This is a genomic window from Myroides sp. C1519 (assembly GCF_038039755.1).
GTDB lineage: Bacteria > Bacteroidota > Bacteroidia > Flavobacteriales > Flavobacteriaceae > Flavobacterium > Flavobacterium phaeum_A.
Genome location: NZ_JBBPHM010000026.1, coordinates 23,107 through 33,556 on the forward strand (window position 1 = coordinate 23,107; position 10,450 = coordinate 33,556).

The 10,450-nt window shown below is 35.7% G+C and carries 9 protein-coding genes; 3 read left to right on the top strand and 6 right to left on the bottom strand.

All coding sequences use genetic code 11. The features are described 5' to 3' along the window. Positions 1 to 35 precede the first annotated feature (35 nt). Positions 36 to 1,373: a signal recognition particle protein gene (ffh, locus tag AABL81_RS12350; protein WP_090408581.1), complete on the bottom strand. Its 1,338-nt coding sequence runs from the start codon at positions 1,371 to 1,373 to the stop codon at positions 36 to 38. Positions 1,374 to 1,599: 226 nt separating this feature from the next. On the opposite strand from ffh, the gene AABL81_RS12355 reads away from it, so the two are divergent. Then, positions 1,600 to 3,279 (top strand): RluA family pseudouridine synthase, encoded by a 1,680-nt coding sequence (locus AABL81_RS12355; protein WP_341341188.1) that lies wholly within the window; start codon positions 1,600 to 1,602, stop codon positions 3,277 to 3,279. Between the two features lie 42 nt (positions 3,280 to 3,321). Further along, a complete protein-coding gene (locus AABL81_RS12360; protein WP_341341189.1) occupies positions 3,322 to 4,554 on the top strand; it encodes a DUF445 domain-containing protein in 1,233 nt (410 codons plus the stop codon). Positions 4,555 to 4,605: 51 nt separating this feature from the next. On the opposite strand, the gene AABL81_RS12365 is transcribed toward AABL81_RS12360, so the two are convergent. The 5 genes from AABL81_RS12365 to hisS form a co-directional block, all read right to left on the bottom strand. Then, a complete protein-coding gene (locus tag AABL81_RS12365; RefSeq protein ID WP_341341190.1) occupies positions 4,606 to 5,364 on the bottom strand; it encodes a hypothetical protein in 759 nt (252 codons plus the stop codon). 22 nt (positions 5,365 to 5,386) lie between these two features. Next, positions 5,387 to 5,866 (bottom strand): hypothetical protein, encoded by a 480-nt coding sequence (locus AABL81_RS12370; RefSeq protein WP_090408596.1) that lies wholly within the window; start codon positions 5,864 to 5,866, stop codon positions 5,387 to 5,389. A gap of 178 nt (positions 5,867 to 6,044) precedes the next feature. Next, positions 6,045 to 6,851 (bottom strand): DUF4261 domain-containing protein, encoded by an 807-nt coding sequence (locus AABL81_RS12375; RefSeq protein WP_341341191.1) that lies wholly within the window; start codon positions 6,849 to 6,851, stop codon positions 6,045 to 6,047. Between the two features lie 152 nt (positions 6,852 to 7,003). Further along, positions 7,004 to 7,384, bottom strand: a complete 381-nt coding sequence (locus tag AABL81_RS12380) for a hypothetical protein (protein ID WP_341341192.1) — start codon at positions 7,382 to 7,384, stop codon at positions 7,004 to 7,006. 62 nt (positions 7,385 to 7,446) lie between these two features. Next, positions 7,447 to 8,817 carry a histidine--tRNA ligase gene (gene hisS, locus AABL81_RS12385; protein ID WP_090408603.1) on the bottom strand — a complete coding sequence of 457 codons (1,371 nt, stop codon included), beginning with the start codon at positions 8,815 to 8,817 and terminating at the stop codon, positions 7,447 to 7,449. Between the two features lie 218 nt (positions 8,818 to 9,035). Here hisS and AABL81_RS12390 point away from each other — a divergent pair, with 218 nt between their 5' ends. After that, positions 9,036 to 10,277 carry an ABC transporter permease gene (locus AABL81_RS12390; protein WP_341341193.1) on the top strand — a complete coding sequence of 414 codons (1,242 nt, stop codon included), beginning with the start codon at positions 9,036 to 9,038 and terminating at the stop codon, positions 10,275 to 10,277. Positions 10,278 to 10,450 lie beyond the last annotated feature (173 nt).

Sequence of the window (10,450 nt, forward strand, 5' to 3'; positions counted from 1 at the left end):
TTCATTACGAACCTTAAACCTTCTTGTTTTTATTTTTATTGCATGCCTTTCATTTGGCCCATCATCCTCATCAAATTCTTACCTTTTGAACCTTGCATCATTTTCATCATTTTGCTCATTTGGTCGAATTGCTTAAGCAATTGATTTACTTGTTGGATATCCGTTCCTGATCCTTTAGCAATTCTTTGCTTGCGTTTAGCATCAAGTAGAGACGGTTTAGCGCGCTCTTTTGGAGTCATTGAGTGAATGATAGCTTCTATGTGCTTAAAAGCGTCATCTTCAATTTCTACGTCTTTCAACGCTTTTCCAACACCTGGTAACATTCCTACCAAGTCTTTCATACTACCCATTTTCTTCACTTGTTGAATTTGCGATAAGAAATCGTCAAATCCGAACTCGTTTTTCGCAATTTTCTTTTGAATCTTACGAGCTTCCTCTTCATCATATTGCTCTTGCGCACGTTCTACTAACGAGATAACGTCACCCATCCCAAGGATACGATCAGCTAAACGTTCTGGATAGAACACGTCAATTGCATCCATTTTCTCACCTGTACCAATAAACTTAATTGGTTTATTAACTACAGATTTAATAGAAATGGCAGCCCCTCCACGAGTATCCCCATCTAATTTAGTAAGGATAACCCCGTCAAAGTTTAATCTATCATTAAATGCTTTAGCAGTATTTACAGCATCTTGTCCTGTCATAGAATCCACTACGAATAATGTTTCGTGTGGCGTGATTGCTTTGTGAATATTAGCAATCTCCGTCATCATCTCTTCATCAACTGCCAAACGACCAGCTGTATCGACAATAACTACGTTGAATCCATTTGCTTTTGCGTGCTTAATAGCATTCTCAGCAATTTGTACTGGATTGTTATTTCCTTCTTCTGAATAAACCTCAACACCAAGTTGTTCTCCAACTACGTGTAATTGGTTAATCGCAGCAGGACGGTAAACGTCACACGCTACTAATAAAGGAGTTTTATTCTTTTTAGTTTTTAAAAAGTTAGCCAATTTACCAGAGAAAGTAGTCTTACCTGACCCTTGTAAACCTGACATTAAAATCACAGTTGGATTACCTGACAAGTTGATACCAGCGGCCTCTCCACCCATCAATTGTGTTAGCTCGTCTTTAACGATTTTAACCATCAACTGACCTGGTTGTAGAGTTGTAAGTACTTCTTGTCCTAAGGCTTTTTCTTTTACTATATTGGTAAAATCTTTCGCAATTTTAAAGTTAACGTCGGCGTCTAATAACGCTCTACGTACTTCCTTTAAAGTGTCTGCTACATTGACTTCAGTAATTTTACCATGTCCCTTAAGGATATGAAAGGCTTTATCTAATTTATCGCTTAAATTATCAAACATATCGGTATTATTTTAATACTTTGAGTCGCCAAAGATACTATATAACTCTTTAAGTCACAAAAAGCAAAAGCAGGAAAACATACTTTTTTTAAATAATCTTTTGACAAACCTACTTTTGACAGATTCTACGTCTTCTTTTTCAATACTTTTTAACTCACTTTTTGAGGCACAAGAAATATAACTTTCCCCTTTTTATCCCTATTTTTGCCACTTAATAAACAACAATATGCCTACTTCTAAACCTCTTTTTAGAGTTTTTCAATCTGATATAAGTGCAATCGAACTGCCTAAAAAGTTCACTTATCCCTTTTATTACGAACCTCATCAATTATCTATTCTTGCTGCTAAAGAATTACAAGAAGAATTAGCTACAAATCCTGTAATCACACCTTTTTTTGACAAGAACAGTCCTGATTACCTATTTTCTGGTAAGATGTTTGGCGTTTTAATCGTAAAAAATAAAGCGGGTGAATTAGGTTATTTCACTGCCTTTTCTGGTAAGTTAGGTCCTCTTTCTCACTTAGAAGGATTCGTTCCTGCTGTCTTTGATATATGGGACAAAGAAGGCTTTTTTATTAAAGATGGGGCTATTCTGACTACAATTAACAATAGAATAGAAGAATTAGAGGCTGACAACACATACCAAGAGGCAAAGGAACTATTGGCTAAGCAACTTAAAGAAGAAGAAACTGCTATAGCGGATAGAAAAGCCGAGGTGAAGCGTTTAAAAAATGAGCGTAAAGCTGCGAGAAATGAGCAAATAGCTATTTTGTCTGATGAGGAGTTTACTGCTTTTAACGACGACTTGATTAAACAAAGTCTTAGAGATAAACACGAATTAAGAGTATTGACAACTTATTGGCAAGAACAAATAGCACAAACAAAAGAGGTTATTGATTCGTTTAAAAATGTGATTAAAGACCTTAAAGAAGAAAGAAAACAAAAGTCGAATGCCTTACAAACAAAGTTGTTTGAACACTACCGCTTTTTAAACAACAGAGGAGAACAACGCGACTTATTAGATATTTTTGAAGAAACGCCAATACAACCACCGGCAGCAGCGGGAGATTGTGCTGCACCTAAACTATTGCAATACGCTTACCTAAATGGGTATAGTCCTATTGCTATGGCCGAGTTTTGGTGGGGCGAATCACCTAAATCTGAAATTAGAAAACATCAACACTACTACCCTGCTTGTCGCGGTAAATGTGAGCCTATTTTAGGACATATGCTACAAGGATTGGAGGTAGATGACAACCCTTTATTGCTTAACCCTGCCTTAAACAAACCGTTAGAAATTGTTTTTGAAGATGAGTACTTCGCAATTGTCAATAAACCAGAGGAATTCTTGTCTGTTCCTGGTATTTTTATTCACGATTCTGTACAAGAACGCATGAAGTTGAGATACCCTAAAGCAAGTGGTCCTTTGATTGTACACCGTTTAGATATGGCTACATCGGGAATCCTAATCATTGCAAAAGACAAAGATTCACACAAAGCATTACAAAGTCAGTTTATCAGAAAAAAAGTTGAGAAACGCTATGTAGCTTTACTTGATGGAGATGTTGCTGGTGATGAAGGACTAATCGACTTGCCATTGCGCGTGGACTTAGACGATCGACCTCGTCAGATGGTTTGCTTTGAATATGGTAAATACGCGCAAACAAGATGGGAAGTTATAGAGCGAAAAGAAGGAAAAACAAAAGTGTACTTCTACCCTATTACAGGACGTACACATCAGTTGAGAGTACACGCTTCTCACCCGATGGGGTTAAACACACCGATTATTGGTGATGATTTGTACGGAACTAAAGCTAATAGACTGCACTTACACGCTAATAAAATTACTTTTAAACATCCAAAAACACAGGAAACAGTATCATTTGAGGTAAAAGAAAACTTCTAACGTCTTATTTTTTAATAACTTTACTTTTTAACTCATTTATATATGCCTGATAAAAAAGCACAATTGCGCAAACACAAACAGATTGCTACTGGATTATTTATCCTAATGGCTGTAGTGTATGTGGTAATGGTTTATAGTTTAAAACACGCCCCTGCAGCTTGGATGGGATATGTCAAAGCCTTTTCAGAGGCAGCAATGGTCGGTGCATTGGCAGATTGGTTTGCTGTTACGGCTTTATTCCGCCACCCGATGGGATTGAATATTCCGCACACAAATTTGATTGTTAATAGTAAAAATAAAATTGGAGACAACTTAGGAGACTTTGTTACTGACAACTTTCTAACCTCTACTAATATTCGTCCTTATGTTGAGAAGATAGACTTGGGAACACTTATTTCTACTTATATAGCAAAAGAGAAGAATCAACAGCTATTAGAGAATGAAATAGCCAATTTAGCCAAGAGAATACTAACTGATTTAGAAGATAAAACCGTTGTTTCTTTCTTAGCTGGAAAAGCGAAAGAGGGTATTTCTGCTATTAATGTACAGAGCTTTGTGGCACAAGGTGTGATGTATGCTGTAGAAAAGGGAGAACACAATAGATTAATTGATGTGATTATTCCGAAAGCACAGGTTTATGTTAAAGAGCACCGAGAAGAGATTTATGCAAAGATTGTTGAGAAACAACCTCTTTTAGGACTTATCGGTGGTAAAACAGTAACAAATCAATTAGTCAATGGGGTAAATACCTTTTTAGAAGATATTGCTCAAGATCCAAATCACAAGATTAGAAAAGAAATCACCCTTCGCTTAGAAATGCTGGCTGTAGATATTGAGGCTTCTGATAAGTGGAAAGCTAAGTTTGATGAGATTATTGGACAGTTTATTACCGATGACCGCATTGAGGATTATGTAAGAGATTTCTGGACTTCTACAAAAGACAATTTATTAAAACAATTAGAGGACAACAACTCTATGTTGAGAACATACATTCAAAAAAGCTTGGCTAATATAGCGGTGGACTTAGAACAAAATGAAGAACTAAGAGCTAAAATAAATAAGTGGATTCAACATACTATTTATCGCCTTGCCCTTAAAAATACAAAAGAAGTTGGTCAATTAATCCGAAATACCGTTGATAGTTGGGATGGTCGTGAATTAAGTGACAAATTAGAACTTGAAGTCGGAAAAGACTTGCAGTTCATCAGAATTAACGGAACTATTGTTGGGGGACTCGTAGGATTGCTTATTTATATCGTTACCAGTTTTATCTAACATTTAGATACTAAAAAAGGCTACAATTCAACATTGTAGCCTTTTTTATGTTTAGTTATCAGCAACTCCTTGTTTGCTAATTTCTTTTCCTTTTTTATCTGTAATGGTAATACTCACTCCGTGAAGTGCTTCTATTTCTTGTGCATCTAATAGAATGGTAATTTCCTCTGTTGTCTTTTTGTTTTTAAACTCCAATACTCTTGTTCCCATCGAACCTTGCAGATCTAAGCATCCTTCCAAAACCAAAGTTGGATGTTCGTTCATCTTAACTCCTTTCTTCCAAATCACAAGACGCATAACCTCATCATTAATATTGTCAATACGCCAAGTTTCTCCTTCTACATCAATCACCGCATAAGGTTCTTTATACTTTTGAACGCTCTTGTGTAAACGTGTTCTATCTTGTTGTATCAATGACTTTCGCCACTTTTGTTCCATTGGCGTATCGCGATTAATTCTGTAAATAATCCCATTGTCATCCATCCACAACAAACCGTCTTTCAACATCGTTCCTCTCCATCCTACCGTACTCCAGTCGTCAAGCGTTGACTTGGCAATTGCATTAATCAACTCCTTATCGAAAATTTGGTCAAAACGAACAACAAGCTCTTTTGCTGTGTTCACCTCTGGAATAGGGTAACTTCTATTTAAGGGATAACCAATGTGATTAGCTATTTCCTCTTTGTCGTTATTTTGGAAAACAGCAATTAGCTCATTTACCTTGTCGGCAACAGCAGGAGAAAGATTATTCTCTTGTGCCCAGCTATTCATTCCAATAAAAAGAACGAATAATAATGCGATATGTTTCATAGTGTTATTTGTAATGTAGTATCTATTTTACAAAACGAGTTCTCAAATGGTCTGACAACATTTTCTGTACTTGTCCATCAGATTCCGTTGCCTTTAGGTAGTCGAAGTGAGCTAAAATCTCTTGTCTTCTCGCCTCTGATAAAGTGATATTTGCCGTACTTAAAAAAGTATCAAAAGAAACGTGTGCTGCACAAACGTAGTCATACAAATAGTCTTTCCCTCCTCTTTCCAAAAGCTCTTGGGCTAATAAATTAAACTTGTTGAACACAACAAAATTTAACTGAGCAGTCATCCCCATTGTGATAAACAACTCTCTAACAAGATCAAGACTAACAGTGTGTATTTGCTCACATACCAATTCGGCAATTTGTATTCTAAAAAGGTAGTTTGCGTCTTTAAACTTTGCACCGAATTTTTCATTCCACTCTAAAGCGAGCCACTCGCTATCCTCCTGCGTGTAGTTATCAATAAACTCTTGAAAACTCAGATTAATCATTTGCATACTTACTTTTTTTGTATTCTACCCTTTTTGCAAAACTACAATTATTATAAGAGTTAGAATCAAATAGGACACTAAATATAAAACAAAATGCAGTATTATTATTCTTGTGAAATAACAACACTGCATTGGGTGCTTCTCTTTTTTTAAAGCGTAATAACCGATAAGGTTAATCTATATTTTAGCTTACTTTAATATCAAGTACTGTTCTCTCTGGTTCTGTTACAGAAAATACTTTGTTACAAACCCACTTCTGACTTTCTTCTAATCCTTGTACCGTATTTCCGTCTTCAATAACTTCTCCTACGTGAGCCAAGTAATAAGCGTAATCCCACAGGCGATTAGCAATGCTATCTATCAAACTATCATCGTTATAGAAAATCTGTAAATCAGACAAACCTAAAGCGTGTAATCCTACTGTATCCATCAACAACCTACCTTGTTCTGTTTCCTCTACATTATACAAACGCACATTAATAAACAAATCTAAGGCAATGTAATTAGGGTCTTTACAATCTTCTACAAACGCCTGAGTATCTAATAATTTTTGTCCGTGTACAGAAACGATTACTTGTGGATTACTCACTTTAATCATAGCAGCCAACAATTGTTGAACCAATACAATTCGAATACGAGGATCTAAACTACGGCTTAAAAAATCTGTAACTACAATTTCATATTTACACGCAGCATAAGCTTCTTCTGCTTCTGGCCAATGCCAGTTTTGTTGAAAATAAGCATCTGTTAATTCTGCCTTCTGATCGTCTTCAGTGCGGAGTACCACACATTGTGCAGGACCTGTTCCATTCTTTAATTCAATTTGACAATCGGGAAATATAAACACATTAGCATCATTGTCATAACTTGCGTTTGGATATACTTTGTGCAGCTCAGTTAAAACTGCCTCCATATCAATTGTTGGCTTTTCAGTGTACAACAATTTAAACATAGCTATTTTTGGTGCGTTACCTATTTTCTTATGCTTCATAGTTCATTTTATTTTAAGCTGAAGTAACTTCAGTAGATTAATTCTTTATTCTTTATAAATGTAAGGAAAACTGCCTATAAGCCCTAAACTTATTTAACATTTTCGCATTGTTTACTATGCAAAAGTGAAGCCAATTTAACAAGGGAGTCAACTTATTTTTGCAGTTTCTCTGTCTTATAACCCAATTCGTGTAATAAAGCGATTCCGTCTAACACTACTTGTGCTTCTTGTGGTCGCCATCCCTTGCGAATACCGTAATCCAAGGCATAACGTATAAACTTAGGTCGATTCAGATTGACGGTTTCCTCTTCTTTCGTTTGTTCATTGTACAACAACACTCCGTGGTTTAAAGGATTGCCAACGTAGTAATCATCCAGCGTTCGAAAATGTACGAGCAACGCAAAACGACTATATGCATCGACAAATAAGCGAATGCTAAAAATACTTTCATCTGTCTCTGAAATACGAGTAACCTTTGTAGAAAACAAATAAAAACAAGTACCAACTCTTAATGTTCTAAGCGACTTTTTCATACGCATAAAAAAAGGTATGCGACAAAATCACATACCTTCTGTATTATTTTTAATTGAAGTACTTATTTCAAACGCTCAATTAATTCTTCTAAACTAACTACAGTTTGTTCTCCAGAAGCAAGTTCTTTTAAAGTAAACTTATTGTTACTCATTTCCTCACTACCTACTAACACTGCAAAAGGAATTCCCTTTTTATCTGCAAATTGGAACTGCTTACCAACTTTAGCTTTATCTGGGTATAGTTCTGTTTTTACTCCTGCATCTCTCAATTTCATAACCGCTTGCATTGAGTAACTCATTTCTTCTTCTCCCATATTTAAGAACATCACTTTAGACGCTGCATTTACTGCTTCTGGGAAAAGGTTTAACTCCTCCATTACTAAGTAAATACGATCTAAACCGAAAGAAATACCAACACCACTCATATCTTTTAATCCAAAGATACCAGTAAGGTCATCATAACGACCACCTCCACCAATAGAACCAAGTTTTACTGTTTCAGGAGCTCCAATTTCAAAGATAGCACCTGTATAGTAATTTAATCCACGAGCTAACGTAACATCAAGATTAAGTTTAGCTGTTGCTAAGCCAATTTTCTCTACTTCTTTACCTACAAAAGCAAGCTCTTCTACTCCTTTAGTTCCCTCTTCTGAAGTAGCTAATAACTGGCGTAATTTCTCTAATTTCTCTTCGAAAGTACCTGTAAAGTTGAACAATAATTTCACTTTATCAATCGCTTCAGCTTCAATTCCTTTTTCAATCATTTCAGCTTTAACTCCGTCTTCTCCGATTTTGTCTAATTTATCTAAAGCAACAGTAAAGTCGATTAATTTATCACTTGCTCCGATTACCTCAGCAATACCTGATAATATCTTTCTGTTGTTTAATTTGATAGTAACACCGTGAACTCCCAATGCAGTAAATACACGGTCGTAAAGCGTTACGAACTCAACTTCTTGCCATAGTGATTTAGAACCGATAACGTCAGCATCACATTGGTAGAATTCTCTATATCTTCCTTTTTGCGGACGGTCTGCACGCCATACTGGTTGCATTTGGTAACGCTTAAATGGAAAGTCAATCTCATTTTGGTGCATTACAACGTAACGTGCGAATGGCACTGTTAAATCATAACGCAATGCTTTTTCTGAAATCTGGTTTGTCAGTTTCAAACTGTTTTTACTTTCTAAAATAGTTTCATCTACTTTACTTAAGTAATCACCAGAGTTAAGAATTTTAAAAATTAAACGATCTCCCTCTTCACCATACTTCCCTAACAATGTGTCTAAATTCTCAAATGAAGGAGTCTCGATGGGATGGAAACCAAATTTTTCAAATCCATGTCGAATAGTTTGCATGATGTATTGTCTTCTTGCCACTTCTGTAGGAGAAAAATCTCTTGTACCCTTTGGAATTCCAGGTTTCTTTGCCATCTCTAATTAATTTTTATTCATTTAACATTATACTACAAAACTACTACTTTTTTTAAAAAAACCCTATTCTGAGCGATAGCAATAACAATTTGTTTACTGCAATTAAATAAGTGTCCCTTTTTCATTATTTTATTAATTCTGTTCAATTTAGAGAGTGAATCAAATAATTTTCGATATTTTTACTTCTAAAGCCACATCAATAGTAACGTCTAACCTTCATGATAAAACTTAGTTTAGAGAATATTCGAATTGCCCTTACCAGTATTAAGAGTCAAATCTTGCGTACTTGCATTACTATTTTCATTATTGCAATTGGAATATGGGCATTGGTAGGAATACTATCTGTGGTGTCTGCGCTAAAGAATACCATCTTGACAGACTTTGCGTCAATGGGAGCAAATACCTTTACAATTAGCCAATATGACGTAGCTGGTAAAATGGCAAAAAACAAATCGGTACAACAAGTAAATCCTCCTATTACTTATGCACAAGCACAGAGTTTTAAAGAAGATTATGCCTTTCCTTTGTCTACGGTTTCTATCTCTTTTCAAGCAGCTACAAATATTGAAGTAAAGAACGATATAATGAAAACAGATCCGGAGATTTCTGTTTTAGGGTGTGATGAAAATTACTTGTCTAACAGTGGCATAAAAGTAGAACAAGGACGTAACTTTAGTTATACAGATATTGTAAACAATCACTTTGTATGTGTGGTAGGTTCAGACTTTTCTAAGAAAATGTTTAAAGACTTTAGCCCTATTAATCAAATCATTTCTATCAGAGGATATAAGTTTAAAATCATCGGAATTCTAAAAGAACAAGGAAGTACTTTTGGTCAGAATGAAGACCAGCGAGTGTTTATTCCTATTCAAATTGCCAGAACGATATTCAATGCCTCAAATATAAATTACGAATTAAAGGTTAGTTTATTGCAAGACCATTTATTGGACCAAGCAACAGACCAAGCTATTTTGGACTTCCGAAATATCCGTCGCTTATCTCCTGCTCATAAGTCTAACTTTGGAACTGAACGCAGTGATGATATGATTCGCTCTATGCTAACACAGGTTAATATGCTAAATGTTGCCGCTTGGGTGATTGGCTTAATTACAATCTTAGGGTCGTCTATTGCTTTAATGAACATTATGCTGGTGTCTGTTACTGAGCGTACCCGTGAAATTGGGGTTCGTAAATCTTTAGGCGCTAAGCGAAAAACAATCGCTTTACAGTTCTTTACAGAAACGGTTATTATTGGCCAACTGGGTGGACTTATAGGTACGCTATTGGGTATTTTAACTGCGTTTGGATTGTCTAAAGCAATGAACTTCTATTTTGTTATTCCGTGGACTGCCATCATTGCCGCTTTTGTAACAACGTTTATTGTTGCGGTTATTTCTGGTTTGTATCCTGCGGTTAAAGCAGCTAAACTTGATCCAGTGGAAGCCTTGAGGTATGAGTAATCAGTGATCAGTAATCTGTATTAGCAATCAGTGATCAGTACTCAGTGATTAGTAATCAGGAATATGTTTTTAAGTATATACAAGAACAATAACCCGAAAACTGTAAACCGTAAACTGAAAACCGTAAACTGAAAACCGTAAACTGAAAACCGTAAACTGAAAACCGTAAACTG

Excerpts from the sequence above, each read along its gene's own strand:
- ffh (WP_090408581.1), bottom strand. The coding sequence starts at position 1,373 with ATGTTTGATAATTTAAGCGATAAATTAGATAAAGCCTTTCATATCCTT.
- AABL81_RS12355 (WP_341341188.1), top strand. The coding sequence starts at position 1,600 with ATGCCTACTTCTAAACCTCTTTTTAGAGTTTTTCAATCTGATATAAGT.
- AABL81_RS12360 (WP_341341189.1), top strand. The coding sequence starts at position 3,322 with ATGCCTGATAAAAAAGCACAATTGCGCAAACACAAACAGATTGCTACT.
- AABL81_RS12365 (WP_341341190.1), bottom strand. The coding sequence starts at position 5,364 with ATGAAACATATCGCATTATTATTCGTTCTTTTTATTGGAATGAATAGC.
- AABL81_RS12370 (WP_090408596.1), bottom strand. The coding sequence starts at position 5,866 with ATGCAAATGATTAATCTGAGTTTTCAAGAGTTTATTGATAACTACACG.
- AABL81_RS12375 (WP_341341191.1), bottom strand. The coding sequence starts at position 6,851 with ATGAAGCATAAGAAAATAGGTAACGCACCAAAAATAGCTATGTTTAAA.
- AABL81_RS12380 (WP_341341192.1), bottom strand. The coding sequence starts at position 7,384 with ATGAAAAAGTCGCTTAGAACATTAAGAGTTGGTACTTGTTTTTATTTG.
- hisS (WP_090408603.1), bottom strand. The coding sequence starts at position 8,817 with ATGGCAAAGAAACCTGGAATTCCAAAGGGTACAAGAGATTTTTCTCCT.
- AABL81_RS12390 (WP_341341193.1), top strand. The coding sequence starts at position 9,036 with ATGATAAAACTTAGTTTAGAGAATATTCGAATTGCCCTTACCAGTATT.